Annotated in this window: 14 protein-coding genes; 9 read left to right on the top strand and 5 right to left on the bottom strand. The window is 64.8% G+C overall.

Features of this window, described 5'->3' with window-relative positions:
• Positions 1–166 precede the first annotated feature (166 nt).
• The 3 genes from ACA027_RS05690 to ACA027_RS05680 all read left to right on the top strand — a co-directional run bounded on the left by ACA027_RS05690 (position 167) and on the right by ACA027_RS05680 (position 2,222).
• Positions 167–583: a hypothetical protein gene (locus tag ACA027_RS05690; RefSeq protein ID WP_370681436.1), complete on the top strand. Its 417-nt coding sequence runs from the start codon at positions 167–169 to the stop codon at positions 581–583.
• Between the two features lie 54 nt (positions 584–637).
• On the top strand, positions 638–958 hold the full coding sequence (locus ACA027_RS05685; RefSeq protein ID WP_370681435.1) for a BON domain-containing protein: 321 nt from the start codon (positions 638–640) through the stop codon (positions 956–958).
• A 136-nt stretch (positions 959–1,094) separates the two neighbouring features.
• Entirely contained in the window at positions 1,095–2,222 is a 1,128-nt protein-coding gene (locus ACA027_RS05680; RefSeq protein WP_370681434.1) for a putative zinc-binding metallopeptidase, read from the top strand.
• Here the strand turns inward: ACA027_RS05680 and coaD are convergent.
• The 4 genes from coaD to ACA027_RS05660 all read right to left on the bottom strand — a co-directional run bounded on the left by coaD (position 2,219) and on the right by ACA027_RS05660 (position 6,533).
• Entirely contained in the window at positions 2,219–2,713 is a 495-nt protein-coding gene (coaD, locus tag ACA027_RS05675) for a pantetheine-phosphate adenylyltransferase (RefSeq protein ID WP_370681433.1), read from the bottom strand. The two genes, ACA027_RS05680 and coaD, sit on opposite strands and share 4 nt — an antisense overlap.
• A gap of 211 nt (positions 2,714–2,924) precedes the next feature.
• Positions 2,925–3,650 carry a 16S rRNA (guanine(966)-N(2))-methyltransferase RsmD gene (rsmD, locus tag ACA027_RS05670; RefSeq protein ID WP_370682518.1) on the bottom strand — a complete coding sequence of 242 codons (726 nt, stop codon included), beginning with the start codon at positions 3,648–3,650 and terminating at the stop codon, positions 2,925–2,927.
• A gap of 32 nt (positions 3,651–3,682) precedes the next feature.
• On the bottom strand, positions 3,683–5,038 hold the full coding sequence (locus ACA027_RS05665) for a M16 family metallopeptidase (RefSeq protein WP_370681432.1): 1,356 nt from the start codon (positions 5,036–5,038) through the stop codon (positions 3,683–3,685).
• 19 nt (positions 5,039–5,057) lie between these two features.
• Complete coding sequence (locus tag ACA027_RS05660) at positions 5,058–6,533, bottom strand: M16 family metallopeptidase (protein WP_370681431.1); 1,476 nt, start codon at positions 6,531–6,533, stop codon at positions 5,058–5,060.
• 28 nt (positions 6,534–6,561) lie between these two features.
• On the opposite strand from ACA027_RS05660, the gene ftsY reads away from it, so the two are divergent.
• Complete coding sequence (gene ftsY / locus ACA027_RS05655) at positions 6,562–7,749, top strand: signal recognition particle-docking protein FtsY (protein ID WP_370681430.1); 1,188 nt, start codon at positions 6,562–6,564, stop codon at positions 7,747–7,749.
• A gap of 191 nt (positions 7,750–7,940) precedes the next feature.
• On the opposite strand, the gene cutA is transcribed toward ftsY, so the two are convergent.
• A complete protein-coding gene (gene cutA / locus ACA027_RS05650) occupies positions 7,941–8,330 on the bottom strand; it encodes a divalent-cation tolerance protein CutA (protein ID WP_370681429.1) in 390 nt (129 codons plus the stop codon).
• 282 nt (positions 8,331–8,612) lie between these two features.
• Between cutA and ACA027_RS05645 the strand changes: the two genes are divergently transcribed.
• From ACA027_RS05645 to fdhE, 5 genes are all read left to right on the top strand, one after another.
• Entirely contained in the window at positions 8,613–8,960 is a 348-nt protein-coding gene (locus tag ACA027_RS05645; protein ID WP_370681428.1) for a winged helix-turn-helix domain-containing protein, read from the top strand.
• Between the two features lie 443 nt (positions 8,961–9,403).
• Positions 9,404–12,520: a formate dehydrogenase-N subunit alpha gene (fdnG, locus tag ACA027_RS05640; RefSeq protein ID WP_370681427.1), complete on the top strand. Its 3,117-nt coding sequence runs from the start codon at positions 9,404–9,406 to the stop codon at positions 12,518–12,520.
• 56 nt (positions 12,521–12,576) lie between these two features.
• Entirely contained in the window at positions 12,577–13,560 is a 984-nt protein-coding gene (gene fdxH / locus ACA027_RS05635; RefSeq protein WP_370682517.1) for a formate dehydrogenase subunit beta, read from the top strand.
• 80 nt (positions 13,561–13,640) lie between these two features.
• Positions 13,641–14,306, top strand: a complete 666-nt coding sequence (locus tag ACA027_RS05630; protein WP_370682516.1) for a formate dehydrogenase subunit gamma — start codon at positions 13,641–13,643, stop codon at positions 14,304–14,306.
• Positions 14,307–14,378: 72 nt separating this feature from the next.
• Positions 14,379–15,299: a formate dehydrogenase accessory protein FdhE gene (gene fdhE, locus ACA027_RS05625; protein ID WP_370681426.1), complete on the top strand. Its 921-nt coding sequence runs from the start codon at positions 14,379–14,381 to the stop codon at positions 15,297–15,299.
• Positions 15,300–15,415 lie beyond the last annotated feature (116 nt).

The raw sequence follows: 15,415 nt of genomic DNA, 5'->3' as shown, positions 1-15,415 counted from the left end.
GCTAGCCTTGACTGCCGCCGCATCCGGATGGGGTCGCGCAGCTGCCAGCACGGCAGGCATTGCCAAGACATCGGCGCACATGTCTTTGTCACTCTGGCGGCAATCGCCTCCGTGCTGAATTTGAGCCCCAAGGCCTCACACCTTTGTCTCATACAAGGAACTTCTCATGCCCATCTCCGACAAAACCACCAAGCACTTTGACCAGGCCACCAAGGAGGCGCAAGAAGCGCTGCACAGCGCCAAAGAGTTTGCGGATGACGTGTCCGCCACGGCCAAGGAAGCCATGAAAACCTCCCGTGCCGCTGCCAGCAATGCCTTTGACAAGGCACAAGAAGGCATCCAGGCCGTGGAGCACGAGCTCAATCCTTCCATCAACGAGCTCGCGGCCAAAGCGCAAGAAATCGCCCTGCGCAGCATCAACTTCTGCGCAGACAGCTCGGAGCGCGCGCGGCGCCAGCTCCAGAACGCCACCGAGGTCACCACCCGCTACGTGGTGGAGCAACCCGGCAAGTCCATCTTGCTGGCCGCTGCAGCGGGCGCAGCCCTGGCCACCGCCTTGCTGATGGGGTCGCGCCGCCGCTGAGCCCGCGCCCGGCCCCTGCACATTCCCTTTCTCACCTTTTTGGAGAGCCCCACCATGCAAGCCACCACCCGTGCCATTGCCTTTTCCCTGCTTGTGGGCAGCGCTGTTCTGGGTGCCACCGGCTGCGCGGTCGTGCGCGACCAGCAAAGCGTTGGCTCCTACATCGATGACTCGGCCATCACCACCGCCGTCAAAGCCAAGATGGCGGAAGACAAAACCGTCTCGGCCACGGCCATCAGTGTGGAGACCCTCAAGGGCACCGTGCAGCTATCGGGCTTTGCCACCACCCAGGCAGAGAAAGACCGCGCCGAGTCCATTGCTCGCAACACCAAGGACGTGAAGGCCGTGCGCAACAGCATCCTCGTGCGCCCCTGAACGGCGCCGGCCACCGGCCTGGCGCCACCACCTCCCTGCAACACCGGTCTGGCGCCAAGCTGGGCCGGTGTTGTTGGCTTTCAAGGCATACCCTTGAATTGGGCATGGCGCCCTGCTTTGATTAAGCTGGGCCGCTATGCGAGCGTTCAACTGCGATCACTGCGGCCACCTGGTCTTTTTCGACAGCGTGCACTGCGTACATTGCGGCAGCAAACTGGCCTTTGTGCCCGAGCTGCTGCGCATGGTGGCGCTGCGCCCTGCCCGGCCCATGGACGCGGCAGCTCCCGCGCTGCAGCACTGGCAAGCCCTGGCACCCACGGCCGACATGGCAGCCCCGGCCCGCTGCTGGCGCATGTGCGCCAACCAGGCCCTGCACCAGGCCTGCAATTTTTCGGTGCACGAGGATGACCCCCAGGCGCTGTGCCTGGCCTGCCGCCAGACCCGCTGGCTGCCCGATCTGCAAGACAGCGCCCATCTGCGCCGCTGGCGGCTGATGGAAGACGCCAAGCGCCAGCTGTTCTACACCCTGGCCCGGCTGCGCCTGACTGTGCTGGACGGCGTTCCCTCTCCGGCCTACGAATTTCTGGCGGACCAGCCCGGCCAGCCGCCCGTGATCACAGGCCACAGCCACGGCACCATTGTGCTGAACGTGGCCGAGGCTGATGAGGATGAACGCACCCGCCGCCGCCTAGCGCTGCACGAGCCCTACCGCACGCTGGAAGGCCATTTGCGCCATGAGTCCGGACATTTCTTCTGGGAGCTGCTGGTCCGTGCCAACGCCCAAGTGCTGGAGCGCTTTCGCCAGCTGTTCGGTGACGAGCGTCAGGACTATGCCCAGGCCCTGGAGCGCCACTATGTGCAGGGGCCGGCAGGCCCTGCCGACTGGCACAGCCAGCATGTCAGCGCCTATGCCAGCGCACACCCCTGGGAGGACTGGGCCGAAACCTGGGCCCATTATCTGCACCTGGTGGACCTGTTGGAGACCGCCGCCAGCTTTGGCACCTCGGTCACCATTCCGGGCCAAGCCCAGCCGCAGGCCGTGCACGACCCCTTCACACCGCCCTGGGACCAGTTCGACGCCATGCTGCAGGCCTGGGTGCCCTTGACCCTGCTGCTCAACAGCCTCAACCGCAGCCTGGGCCAGCAGGACGCCTACCCCTTTGCCCTGTCCAGCGGCGCCATGACCAAGCTGCGCTTTGTGCATGAGCTGCTGGCCGCCCACCGACGGGCCTTGCCAGCGCAGCCGGTTGATGTCTCCGCTTAAGCGCGTCCCACGCGCTCCATCAGTCTGGCCTGCACGGCAGGGGAAACAAACTTGTCCACCTCGCCCCCCAGCGAGGCGATCTCGCGCACAAAGGTGCTGCTGATGAACTGGTATTTGTCGCCCGGCGTCAGAAACACGGTTTCCACATCGGGCATCAGATGGCGGTTCATGCCCGCCAGCTGGAACTCATAGTCAAAGTCGGTCACCGCGCGCAGGCCACGCACCATGGCCTTGCCGCCCTTGGCCACGACAAAGTCACGCACCAGACCGGTAAAGCTCTCCACCGAGGCATTGGGGTAAGGCGCCACGGATTCGCGCACCATCTCCAGGCGCTCCTCCAGCGTGAACAAGGTCTTCTTGTGGTGGCCCGCAGCCACGGCCACGATCACATGGTCGAACAACTGGCAGGCGCGGCGCACCACGTCTTCGTGACCCAGGGTGATGGGGTCGAAGGTGCCGGGGTAGACAGCGATCACCGGGGGATGCGACATGGACAAATCTCCTTGCTCTGCGAGCGGTTCCAAAAAATCAGCGGCCATTATGCCGCCGCCCTTTTGGCAAGCACCAGCGCCTGTGTGACCCCATATCCTGGCGCCCAGATCGCCATGCTCCAGCCCATAAAAAAAGAGGCCTCAAAGGCCTCTTTTGCCTGCTGCATCTACGCTGGAAGCTCCTGAAACAGGAGCTTCCAGCCTCACCAGACTAAACCGCAGGCTCGGCCTTCGGCAGGCGGCGCAGCAAATGCGCATGCACATTGCCGGCCTTCAGATAGCGATGGGCCTGCAGGCCCAGGGCCGCCAGGGCCTCGCCCTCCCAGGCCACGGGTGCTTCCAGGTAGACAAAGCCATCGGCAGCCACGGCCTGTGCCGCCGCCTGCAACGCGGGCGTAAACAGCTGCTCCGCCTCGAAAGGCGGGTCCAGAAACACAATATGCCAGTGGCCAGGTGCGGCCTGCTTGAGCGCGGCCAGCGCATCGCCGCGCTGCACACGCACGGCGTTGGCACCGAGTTGCTGCTGCAGCTGCTGGATCTGACCGGTCAGCGCCGCGTCCTGCTCCACCATCCACACCTCGGCCGCGCCACGTGAGGCGGCTTCCAGCCCCAGGGCGCCGGTGCCGGCAAAAGCGTCTATGCAGCGCCAGCCGCCCAGGTCCTGGCCCAGCCAGTTGAACAGGGTCTCGCGCACGCGGTCGGGCGTGGGGCGCAGCCCGGGCCTGGTGGCCACGGGCAGGCGACGGCGGCGCCATTGGCCACCGATGATGCGCACCTCGCCATTGCCCACATTGCCCTGGCGCGGCGCCTTGTTGCCCCCGCCTTGCTTGGCCCGGGCGGCCGATGCCCTGGCCGCGCCCTTGACGGCGCCGGCTGCGGCTTCGGCCTCCTGCTGGGCTTTTTCCTGGCGGCGGCGCAGTTTGGCCTCCACGGCCATGGCTTCTTCCAGGGTGCGATAACTGTTGCGGCTCACTTGCTCTTTTCTCCCAGCACCACGGTCACCATGCGGTCCGGGTGCAGCACACGCTGCACGGCAGCGCGGATGTCATTCACGGTCAGGGCCTGGACGCGGTCCGTCCAATGGTCCAGATAATCCAGTGGCAGCCCATTCCAGGCAATATTGGCCACATTGCCCAGCAGCTTGGCATTGCTGTCCACGCGCAGGGCAAAGCCACCAATCAGATTGTCCTTGGCGGCCTGCAGCTCGGCTTCCGTAGGGCCTTCCGCCACAAATTTCTCCAATACCTCACGCGTGACCTTCAGCGCCTCTTCGGCCTGGTCCGGACGGGTTTGCAGGCTGATGACAAAGGCGCCGGCATGCAGGCCGGGCGAGAAGTCGCTGGAGACGCCATAGGTCAGGCCGCGCTTTTCACGCACCTCTTCCATCAGGCGCGAGACAAAACCGCCACCGCCCAGAATATGGTTGCCCACCAGCAGGGCCATGAAGTCCGGGTCCTTGCGCTGTATGCCGGGCTGGCCTATCAACACCTGGGCCTGGGCCGACTGGAAGGGGATTTTTTCCTCGACAGCCTTCTGCAGCGCTGGCACCTCGGCCACGGCCGGCAGGCTCTGGCAGCCCTTGCCATCATTGGCCGGCAGGCGCGAGAGCAGCTGCTGCACCAGGGTGTCGGCCTGCTGGCGGTTGACGGCTCCCACCACGCTGACCTTGGCGCGGCAGGCCTGGAAGGAGCGGGCATGCAAGGCCTGCATGGCGGGCAGCTGGATCTGGGCCAGGGTCTGCTCCGTGGTGCGCATGCCATAGGGATGGCCGCTGTACACCCTCTCGCCAAAGCTGCGGCCTGCCACCACGCCGGGGCGGGTGTTGCTTTCCTGGATGCCTGCACTCCAGCGGGCACGCTCGCGCAGCCACACCTCCTGCGGCCAGCTGGGCTGGGCCATCTGGCGCGAGGCCAGCTGCACCGAGCGGTTCAGCAGATCGGGTACGGTCAGCGAGCGCAGCGAGTAGCTAAAGCTGTCCCGGCCGGCGCCCGCACCAAAGGAGGCACCCAGATCGGCCCAGGCCTCGCCCAGGGCGTTTTCGTCCAGCGCGGGCTGCTTGCCGTCGGCCTTGACGCCCTTGGACGCCATCAGCGCCACGGCGCTGGCCAGGCCGGACTGCGCCACCGGATCGCGGCGGCCACCGGCATCGAAGGAGACCTGCACATCCACCATGGGAATGCCGGGGCTTTCCACCAACCAGACCTGGGCGCCGCTGGCCTGGGTCCAATGCTCGATGGGCAGCAGCGCCCAGGCGTTATTCATGCCAAAACCGGCGAATGTGCAAGCCACATAAGCACAGGCAGCTATGGTTTTCATATTCTTCATATCGTGATGCTCCGAGGGCTCAATGCAGATCACCGCCTGCGGCGGCAGCAGAAGCGGGTCTGGGCTTTTTGCCCGCCAGCGGCTGGGGCACCAGCACGCCCACGGTGAGCTGGTCGTCACCGAAGTAGCGCCGGGCCACGGACTGCACCTGCTCGGCCGTCACGGCCATCAGTTGGCGCAGCACCTGGTCTTCGGCATCCACGGGCATGCCCATGATCCAGTAGCTGCCCAGGGTTTGCGCCTGCGAAAACACGGAATCGCGCTCGTAGACGTTGGAGGCCATCCACTGCGTCTTCACCCGCTCCAGCTCGGAGGCCTGCACGCCCTCCTTGGCAATGCGCTGGATCTGGCCGCGCAAGGCTTTCTCCACCTCGGCCGCGGTGTGGCCCTTGGCCGGCACACCGCTGAGCATGAACAGCGCCGGGCCACGGCCAAACACCGAGGCCGAGCTGCCGGCCCCATCGGCCACGCGGCCCTTGCCCTGCACCAGGGCGCGCTCCAGGCGAGCGCCGTCATAGCCATCCAGCACGGCGGACAGCACGGTCAGCGCCAGCGCGTCGCGGTCCTGCTCGCCGGGCTGGGCCAGGTTTTGAAAAGCGGGCACGCGGTAGGCCATGGCCACAAAAGCCTGCTCGGCCGGCTGCTTGACCTCGATGCGGCGCACGCCGATCTGGGCCGGCTCGGGGCGCGGCTTGCGCACAGGCACGGCGCGGGCGGGAATCTGGCCGTAGCTTTCTTCCGCCCAGACCTTGACCTGCTCGGGGTCCACATCACCGGCAATCACGATCACGGCATTCGCTGGTTGGTACCAGGCCTTCTGGAACTGGCGCACATCGTCGGCCGTCATGGCGTGCAAATCATCCATCCAGCCCACCACGGGGCGGTGGTAGGGCGAGGCCTGGAACACCGTGGCCATCAGCTGCTCCATCAGCATGGAGCGCGGATTGTCCTCGGTGCGCATGCGGCGCTCTTCCTTGACCACCTCGATTTCCTTGGTGAACTCGGCGTCCGGCCACTGGTTGCTGGCAAAGCGGTCGGCCTCCAGCGCCATCACCTCGCGCAGCTTGTTGGCGGGAATCTGCTGGTAGTAGCCGGTGTAGTCGCGGTTGGTGAAGGCGTTTTCACGCCCGCCCAGTGCCGCCACCTTGCGCGAGAAATCGCCTGGCGCCACCTTGGCCGAGCCCTTGAACATCATGTGCTCCACCACGTGGGCGATGCCGGAGGTGCCATCCACCTCGTCCATGGAGCCCACCCGCACCCAGACCATGTTCACGGCCGTGGGGGCGCGCTTGTCGGGCTGGACGATGAGCTGCATGCCATTGGCCAGCTGGTATTGGCGCACGCTGGAGGCGGCGCCCGGCGCGGCCATGGCCCATTCGGCCAGCGAGGAAGACAGCGATGGCGAGGCGGCCAAAACCGGGGCTCCGGCAGCAGAGCCAGCCTGCGCCAGTGCGGTGCTTGCCACAAGTCCTAGGAGGGTAAGGGTACGTTTCATAGAATGGAGTGATTCCAAGAATCCACCAATGTTCAGTTTTTTCAAGAAAAAGCCCCCACACACCGAGCCCGTCGCCCCCGAAACGGAAGGCCTTCGGTCCGATGCACAGGCGCCCGTGTCCCATGCGCCCGCCCCTGTCGTGCCCCAGCCAGCTCCCGAGGAACCCGCCAAAAGCGGGGCCATGGGCTGGCTGCGCACCACCTTTGGCGGCACCAAGGGTGATGCTACTCCGGCCCAGCCCGCTGGCGACGCGCCGCCCCCAGATTTCGCCATGCCCACCGTGGCCGAGCCCCAGGCCAAGCCCGAAGCGGCCGACGCCCGCCAGGGCTGGATGGACCGGCTCAAGGCCGGTCTGCGCAAAACCGGCAGCAGCATCACCACCGTCTTCACCGGCACACGCATTGACGATGCGCTGTATGAAGAGCTGGAAGACGCGCTGTTGATGGCCGACACCGGCGTCAAGGCCACCCAGCATCTGCTGGAAGACCTCAAGCGCCGCGTCAAGGACACCAAGACCACCGAACCCGCCGCCGTCAAAGGCCTGCTGGCCCAGGCCCTGACCGATTTGCTGGCGCCCCTGCAAAAGCCGCTGGTGATTGGCGAGCACCAGCCCACCGTCATCATGGTGGCCGGCGTCAACGGCGCGGGCAAGACCACCTCCATTGGCAAGCTGACCAAGCACCTGGCTGACAACGGCCAGACCGTGCTGCTGGCGGCGGCCGACACCTTCCGCGCCGCCGCGCGCGAGCAGTTGGGTGTCTGGGCCACGCGCAACACCGTGGAAATCGTCAGCCAGGAAGGGGGCGACCCCGCCGCCGTCAGCTTTGACGCAGTGTCTGCCGGCAAGGCACGCAAGAAGGACGTGGTGCTGGTCGACACGGCCGGACGCCTGCCCACCCAGCTGCACCTGATGGAAGAGCTGAAGAAGATCAAGCGCGTGGTGAGCAAGGCCGATGGCACGGCCCCGCACGAGGTACTGCTGGTGATTGATGGCAACACCGGCCAGAACGCCCTCAACCAGGTCAAGGCCTTTGACGAGGCCCTGGGCCTGACCGGGCTGATCGTCACCAAGCTGGACGGCACGGCCAAGGGCGGCGTGCTGGCCGCCATCGCCCAGGAAAGGCCGATTCCGGTCTACTTCATCGGCGTGGGCGAAAAGGTGGAAGATCTGGAAACCTTTAACGCCGCCGAGTTTGCCCAGGCCTTGCTGGCCTGACATTCAAGCCAGCGCAGCGCTGCATCCCAGCCCCGCCCCGTGCGGGGCTTTGTTTTTTCAGGAGCAGCCATCGCGCTTCAGTGCTGTATTTGCGACTTTTAGCTATTGCAAACCTAGAACCCGTCAGCAGTGACCGCTATCAAAAAACCAAGGCCTATGCTACCAACCAGCGGCCGCTTGCCGCGCGGCTCTCAGGCTTTGCGCAGGCTGACCGGCGCCTCAACCGGCAGTTGCACGTTCTGCGCCACCCACTGGCCGTAGTCGCGCTGGGCCTGCTCACCGCGCAGCAGAATTTGCGGCAGCTCATAGGGATGCTGGCTGCGCAGCCATTCCACCAGGGGCTGCACCGCATCCGGCACAGTCTTCAGCACCAACCGCCATTCCCTCAGCTCTTCGAGCGCGCCCTCCCACACATAGTGGGAGGTGATGGCATCCACCTGCACACAGGCTGCCAGGCGCGCCTGCACGGCGCCGCTGGCCATGCGCTGGGCATCTTCGGCCGTGGGCAAGGTGGTGGTCACCACGCTGATGCCCATGAAACCAAAGCCCTTGGCAGGACGGCGGGGGGAAAGAACAGTCATGCAGCGCTCCTCACAGCGATTCCGATAGACGGTGATAGTGCCGCATATTCAGCGTCGCACCAAACACCCTGCCCCAAGGCCTGGCAGTGTGGCAGGGTGCGAAGACACTGGCCACAGCGCCTCACCTACACTGTGGGCCCCACGCGGCCATGCCCTCGCGTCCTGAAATAGAAGTTCGCAGAACCAAGCACCAACTCAGGACACCAGCAGAGCCAGCACATCACCACGGCGCAGCCGCCGGCGCTTTGCAAGCCGGCTGCCATGCAGCCCCCACGAGTGCCCATGACCACCCAAGCCCTTTTTCGCCTTCGCATCTACCTGGATGACACCATCGCCATTGGCCCTGGCAAGGTGCAGCTGCTGCAGGCCATCCAGGCCCATGGCTCGATTTCCGCCGCTGCGCGCTCCCTGGACATGTCCTACCGCCGGGCCTGGAACCTGGTCGACGAGATGAACCAGTCGCTGACCAGCCCTGCCGTTACTTCCTCGCCCGGCGGCAGCGGCGGGGGTGGTGCCCAGCTGACACCAACCGGCGAAGCCATTGTGTCTGGCTACCGCAACATCGAGGCCATTGCCAGCCAGGCCGCCGTGGCAGAGATCGATGCCTTGAAAGCCCTGCTGAAACATTGACCCGTGCGGCGCACGGGCTCGCCGCCATCCGCAGGCACTGACCCTGAACCCTGCAAGTCTTTTGGGCGGCGCTTCTTGCACCGCCTTCGTTATATATGGTCAAATATAGCGAACCGTTACCGAAGGTAGCGGCCATGCCGTGTCAGCGCACTGCCTGGGACCTTGAGTTGACGCTTGTTCTCTTCACCACTGCGCTGCCCTCTTCCATCCATCAGTTTTTGGCGATCCCAACCGGGAACACATCGCGAAAAAGGAGCGACTAACGCATTACGGAAGCACCACACCAACCTTGCGCTTGACGCTTATTGCGCAATGGGTGCCGGCATATCACCGCAAGGCGTATGCCGGCACATTCTTTTGGTGCGCCGTAAACCTCGTTTTTCCGCCCTGCATCAGGGTGCACCGCAGTTCGCCCACCCCGTCCAAACCGGCTCTCCACCGACATGCAAGACACCCCTATTCCCCACAGCCTTTCCCGGCGCGGCTTTCTGAAGCTGGCCGGCGCGGGCGTGGCCACCACATCGCTGGCGGCCATGGGCTTCGGCGAGGCCGAGGCCCATGTGGCAGCCCATGTGCGCCAGTTCAAGCTGGCCACCACCACCGAAACCCGCAACATCTGCACCTACTGCTCGGTGGCCTGCGGCATCATCATGTATTCCAAGGGTGATTTCTACGCGGGCGAAAAGGCCAAGATCATCCACATCGAAGGCGATGCAGACCACCCCACCAACAAGGGCACGCTGTGCCCCAAGGGTGCGGCCATCAAGGACTTCGTCAACTCCGACACCCGCACCAAGGTGCCGCGCTACCGCGCACCGGGGGCTGACCATTGGGAAGAGGTCAGCTGGGACTTTGCCCTCGACAAGGTTGCGCGCCACATCAAGGACGACCGCGACGCCAACTTTGTCGAGAAGAACGAAGCCGGCACCACCGTGAACCGCTGGACCAGCATGGGTTTTCTGGCCGCCTCGGGCGGCACCAACGAAACCGGCTGGATCACCTACAAAACGGTGCGCGCTCTCGGCGTTCTGCCCTTCGACAATCAGGCACGCGTCTGACACGGCCCTACGGTAGCCAGTCTGGCTCCGACTTTTGGCCGTGGCGCAATGACCAACGCCTGGACAGACATCAAGAACACCGACCTCGTCGTCGTCATGGGTGGCAATGCCGCCGAAGCCCACCCCTGCGGCTTCAAATGGGTGACCGAGGCCAAACACCACAACAAGGCCAAGCTCATCGTTGTGGACCCCCGCTTCAACCGCACGGCATCGGTTGCGGATTACTACGCCCCCATACGGCCGGGCTCGGACATCTCCTTCCTGATGGGCGTGATCCGTTACTGCATGGCCAATGACAAGGTGCAGTGGGAATACCTCAAGCACTACACCAATGCCAGCTACCTGGTGCGCGACGGCTTTGGCTGGAAGGATGGCCTGTTCAACGGCTATGACGAGGAACAGCGCAGCTACGACCAAAGCGAGTGGGACTACCAGTACGACGCCAACGGCCAGCCGCTGACCGACCCCACGCTGCAACACCCGCGCTGCGTGTGGAATCTGCTGCGCCAGCATGTGGAGGTGTACACGCCGGAGTTCGTGGAGAACATCTGCGGCACGCCCAAGGACCGCTTTCTGAAGATCTGCGAGATGATCGGCGAGACGGCGGCCACCGACAAGGTCATGACCTCCTGTTACGCCCTGGGCTGGACCCAGCATTCCAAGGGTGCGCAAAACATCCGCGGCATGGCCATGCTGCAGCTGATGCTGGGCAATATCGGCCTGCCCGGTGGCGGCGTGAACGCGCTGCGCGGCCACGCCAACATCCAGGGCCTGACCGACCTGGGTCTGCTGTCCCACATGCTGCCCGGCTATATGGGCCTGCCCAACGAGCGCGAGACCTCGCTGCAGGCCTACCTGGCCACCAAGACCAACAAGCCCATGTTCCCGGGCCAGACCAGCTACTGGCAGCACACCGACAAGTTCATGGTGAGCTTTTTGAAGTCCATGTGGGGCGACAAGGCCACGGCAGACAACGGCTTTGGCTACGACTGGCTGCCCAAGCTGGATGTGCCCTACTACGACATCCTGCGCACCTTCACCATGATGGAGGAAGGCAAGGTCAACCTCTACTTCTGCCAGGGCTTCAATCCGCTGATGTCCTTCCCCAACCGGGCCAAGCTGACGCGGGCGCTGTCCAGGCTCAAGCTGCTGGTATCCATCGATCCGCTGGAGACCGAGACCGCAGCCTTCTGGCAAAACCACGGGGTCTACAACGATGTGAACCCGGCCGAGATCATGACCGAGGTGCTGGAGCTACCCTCCACCTGTTTTGCCGAGGACGAAGGCGCCACGGTGAACTCCGGCCGCTGGCTGCAATGGCACTGGACCGGCGCCAACCCGCCGGGCAATGCCAAGCATGACACCTGGATCATGGCCGAGATCTTTTTGCGCGTGCGTGAGCTCTACCGCAAGGAAGGCGGCGTCTGCCCCGATCCCATCTTCAATCTGAGCTGGGACTACCACAAGCCCAATGACCCCGAGCCCGAGGAACTGGCCAAGGAAATGAATGGCCGGGCGCTCAAAGACGTATACGACCTCAACGACCCGAGCAAGCTGGTTCGCAAGGCCGGCGAGCAGCACGCGGCGTTCAGCGAGCTGCGCGCCGATGGCTCCACCATGTCGGGCTGCTGGATCTATGCCGGCTCCTGGACCGAGCAGGGAAACATGATGGCCCGCCGCAACAACCACGACGAGGGCGGCATAGGCACCTATCTGAACTGGACCTGGGCCTGGCCGGCCAACCGCCGCATTCTCTACAACCGCGCCAGCGCCGACCTCCAGGGCAAGCCCTGGGACGCCAAGCGCAAGCTGCTGGAGTGGAATGCCGACAAACAGCTCTGGGAAGGCTTTGACGTGCCGGACTTCTCGCCCACGGCCCAGCCCGAGGTGGTGCGCCCCTTCATCATGACGCAGGAGGGCACGGCCCGGCTGTTCGTGCGCAAGATGCTGCGCGACGGCCCCTTCCCCACGCACATGGAGCCCTGGGAAAGCCCGGTGGAGAACCCCTTCAACAAGAAGATGCGCGGCAATCCTGTGGGCCGCATCTTCCAGGCCGACCTGGAACAGCTGGGCACCAGCGAAGAGTTCCCCTTTGTGGGCACGTCGTACCGCCTGACCGAGCATTTCCACACCTGGACCAAGCACAACACGGTGAATGCCGTGCTGCAGCCCGACTTTTTCGTGGAAATCAGCGAGGAGCTGGCGGCGCTGCGCGGCATCAACAAGGGTGGGCGCGTGCGCGTGTGGAACAAGCGCGGTGAGGTCTGGGCCAAGGCCGTGGTCACCAAGCGCATACGCCCGCTGATTTGCGACGGCAAGGAGGTGCATGTGATCGGCATCCCCATCCACTGGGGCTTCAAGGGTGCGGCCCGCAAGGGCTTTGGTGCCAACAGCCTGACGGTGTTTGCCGGTGAGGCGAATATCGACACGCCCGAGTCCAAGGCCTTTCTCGTCAACATCGAGCCGGCCAGCGCCGAAGACATCAAGAGGTTGACGTCATGAGCTTCCCCCAGGCCCAACAGCCGCGCACCGCGGCCGCCAACCCGCCGGTGCAGCCCATGGCGTCGAATCTGCTGCCCACGGACGTGATCAAGATCTCGGCCACGGACCACGTTCCCACGCCCGAACGCCAGCTGACCAAGGTGGCCAAGCTGATCGACGTGTCCAAGTGCATAGGCTGCAAGGCCTGCCAGTCGGCCTGCATCGAGTGGAACGACACCCACCCGACCATGGAAGAGAACGTGGGCATCTACGAGAACCCGCATGATCTGACGCCGGACATGTTCACGCTGATGCGTTTCACCGAATACCAGAACCCCGGCACCGGGGAGCTGGAATGGCTGATCCGCAAGGACGGCTGCATGCACTGCGAGGAACCGGGCTGCCTGAAGTCCTGCCCCTCGCCGGGCGCCATCGTGCAGTACAGCAATGGCATCGTGGACTTCATCTCCGACAACTGCATTGGCTGCGGCTACTGCGTCAAGGGCTGCCCCTTCAATGTGCCGCGCATTCACAAGACCACCAATGTGTCCAAGAAATGCACGCTGTGCTCGGACCGCGTGGCCATGGGCCAGGGCCCGGCCTGCGCCAAGGCCTGCCCCACACAGTGCATCAGCTTCGGCACCAAGGAGGACATGAAGGCCCTGGCCGCCGAGCGCGTGGAAGACCTGAAGGAGCGCGGCTACGACAATGCCGGCCTCTACGACCCCCAAGGCGTGGGCGGCACCCATGTGATGTATGTGCTGCATCACCGCGACAAGCCTTCGCTGTACGCAGGCCTGCCGGACGACCCCAGGATCTCGCCCACAGTGGCGCTGTGGAAGGGCTCGGCCAAAAAGCTGGGCCTGATCGCTGCGGGCCTGGCCACCGTGGGTGCGGTGCTGCACGGCATTTTTGCCAAGCCCAATGCCGTGACCCCGCACGAGGAGGAAGAGGCCCAAGAGCTGGTGGACGATGTCGACCAGGGCGGCGATGGCTACCCGCATGGACATGGGCACGACCACAGCCATGGCCATGAACAGGCGCACGGCAAGGAGCAATGATGGCCGACCAAACAAAAAACGCTGCAAGCCAGCGCGTCTACTCTGCCAAGGGCGATGAGCTGGCCAGCCGCAAGCCGGTGATGGTGGTGCGCTACCGCGGCATCACCCGCTTCAACCACTGGATCACGGCCGCCTGCATGATCGCCCTGCTGCTCACCGGGGCAGCGTTCTTCCACCCCTCGCTGTTCTGGCTGTCCAAGCTGTTTGGTGGCGGCCAGATGACGCGCTGGATCCACCCCTGGATCGGCGTGCTGCTGTTCTTCAGCTTTCTGGGCCTGTTTTTGCAGATGTGGCACCTCAACCTGCCGCGCCGCGAAGACTTGCAATGGAGCATGCAGATTGGCGATGTGCTCCAGGGCAAGGAAGAAAACCTGCCCGAGCTGGGCAAGTACAACGCCGGGCAAAAAGGCGTGTTCTGGGGCATGAGCGGATTGATCCTGCTGCTCATCGTCACCGGCATCATGATCTGGGAACAGTACTTCCCATTTCTGATCCCCATCCCGCTGCGGCGCATTGCCGTGGTCGCCCATGCGGCGGCGGCCCTGGGCTGCTTCTTCATCTTTGTGGCCCACGTGTATGCTGCCATCTGGACGCGGGGCACCATCCCGGCAATGACGCGCGGCACCGTCACCGGGGGCTGGGCCTTTCGCCACCACCGCAAATGGCTGCGCGAGCTGGCCAAGCGCCCGCATGAGGCGGCGGCGCCTGCTGCTCCACCTCCTGCGACCAAGTCCTCACCCGATTGATTTCGCAGCATCCGCCCAGCGCGGATGCCCGAGCCCCCCCGATTCCCAACGCCGGCCTGCCGGCCTCCCCCCATGGCAGACAGCCCTATCCAACCCGATCCCTCCTTCATCACCGGGGGCATTGCCAAGACCCCGTTCACGCTGCAACAACCGCCCGCGCAATGCTTTACAAGCCGTGCCAGCCGCTTTCACTTTCTGGCCCAAAGCAACGATCTGGCGCCCTATCTGCAGTTTCTCGGCGACCTGGCCGCGCTACAGGCCAGGCTGGTGCAGGCGCTACCGGCGCCAGTGCCCATCAGCAGCGAACGCCTGCAGCAAGCCAAGCAGGCCGGTCTGCCTCCCATAGACCGCACGGCCCTGGCTGATGACGCTCAGCTGCTGGACTGCCTGCACGCCCTGTGCGAGGGAGCCACCAGCATCACCATGCCAGCCGCCGCACGCCAGGCGCTGGACGCCCTGCGCAGCGCCGAAGCCGACGATTTGCGCTGGCTGCTGGCCAATGTGCTGGGCGACGCCATCCCTGAAGATGCGGTGGCTCCCCACCTGTTTGCCGCGGCTGCAGTGCAGCTGCACCTGGCGCGCCTGGCCACCAGCCTGTCCGCCGAGGCGCTGCAGCCCGTGGCCACCGGCGTCTGCCCGGCCTGCGGCGGCCTGCCCGTAACATCCTCCGTCATCGGCCTGCGCGATATCGAGAACGTGCGCTATGCCAGCTGCAACTGCTGCGCCACGCAGTGGAACGAGGTGCGCATCCAATGCCTGTGCTGCGGTTCCACCAAGGGCATCAGCTACCGCAGCGCCGGTACCGACGACGCCACGGTCAAGGCCGAGGTCTGCAAGGAATGCGGCCATTGGACCAAGCTGCTCTACCAGGTACGCAACCCCAGCCTGGAACCCGTGGCCGACGATGTGGGCAGCCTGGGCCTGGACCTGCTGATGCGCAGCGAAACCCCGTATCGGCGCGGCGGGCTCAATCCCTATCTGCTGGGGTACTGAGCGGAAACCATCCTGCCTCGGCCCCATGGGCCTGGCGGATGGCCTGTAACAGGCCTGGGGTTTAGCGAAATCTGTTACACCCTTATCGCGTGATGTGGACGGAACTTCTCGTTTAG

It is taken from the genome of Comamonas sp. GB3 AK4-5, assembly GCF_041320665.1.
Taxonomy (GTDB): domain Bacteria; phylum Pseudomonadota; class Gammaproteobacteria; order Burkholderiales; family Burkholderiaceae_C; genus Comamonas.
The sequence above is the reverse complement of the archived record's forward strand: the minus strand, read 5'-3'. Positions and strand labels throughout refer to the sequence as shown.

Excerpts from the sequence above, each read along its gene's own strand:
- ACA027_RS05690 (WP_370681436.1), top strand. The coding sequence starts at position 167 with ATGCCCATCTCCGACAAAACCACCAAGCACTTTGACCAGGCCACCAAG.
- fdxH (WP_370682517.1), top strand. The coding sequence starts at position 12,577 with ATGGCGTCGAATCTGCTGCCCACGGACGTGATCAAGATCTCGGCCACG.
- fdhE (WP_370681426.1), top strand. The coding sequence starts at position 14,379 with ATGGCAGACAGCCCTATCCAACCCGATCCCTCCTTCATCACCGGGGGC.
- rsmD (WP_370682518.1), bottom strand. The coding sequence starts at position 3,650 with ATGGCCGTGGAGGCCAAACTGCGCCGCCGCCAGGAAAAAGCCCAGCAG.
- ftsY (WP_370681430.1), top strand. The coding sequence starts at position 6,562 with ATGTTCAGTTTTTTCAAGAAAAAGCCCCCACACACCGAGCCCGTCGCC.
- ACA027_RS05680 (WP_370681434.1), top strand. The coding sequence starts at position 1,095 with ATGCGAGCGTTCAACTGCGATCACTGCGGCCACCTGGTCTTTTTCGAC.
- cutA (WP_370681429.1), bottom strand. The coding sequence starts at position 8,330 with ATGACTGTTCTTTCCCCCCGCCGTCCTGCCAAGGGCTTTGGTTTCATG.
- ACA027_RS05685 (WP_370681435.1), top strand. The coding sequence starts at position 638 with ATGCAAGCCACCACCCGTGCCATTGCCTTTTCCCTGCTTGTGGGCAGC.
- ACA027_RS05645 (WP_370681428.1), top strand. The coding sequence starts at position 8,613 with ATGACCACCCAAGCCCTTTTTCGCCTTCGCATCTACCTGGATGACACC.
- ACA027_RS05660 (WP_370681431.1), bottom strand. The coding sequence starts at position 6,533 with ATGAAACGTACCCTTACCCTCCTAGGACTTGTGGCAAGCACCGCACTG.
- coaD (WP_370681433.1), bottom strand. The coding sequence starts at position 2,713 with ATGTCGCATCCCCCGGTGATCGCTGTCTACCCCGGCACCTTCGACCCC.
- ACA027_RS05630 (WP_370682516.1), top strand. The coding sequence starts at position 13,641 with ATGGTGGTGCGCTACCGCGGCATCACCCGCTTCAACCACTGGATCACG.
- ACA027_RS05665 (WP_370681432.1), bottom strand. The coding sequence starts at position 5,038 with ATGAAGAATATGAAAACCATAGCTGCCTGTGCTTATGTGGCTTGCACA.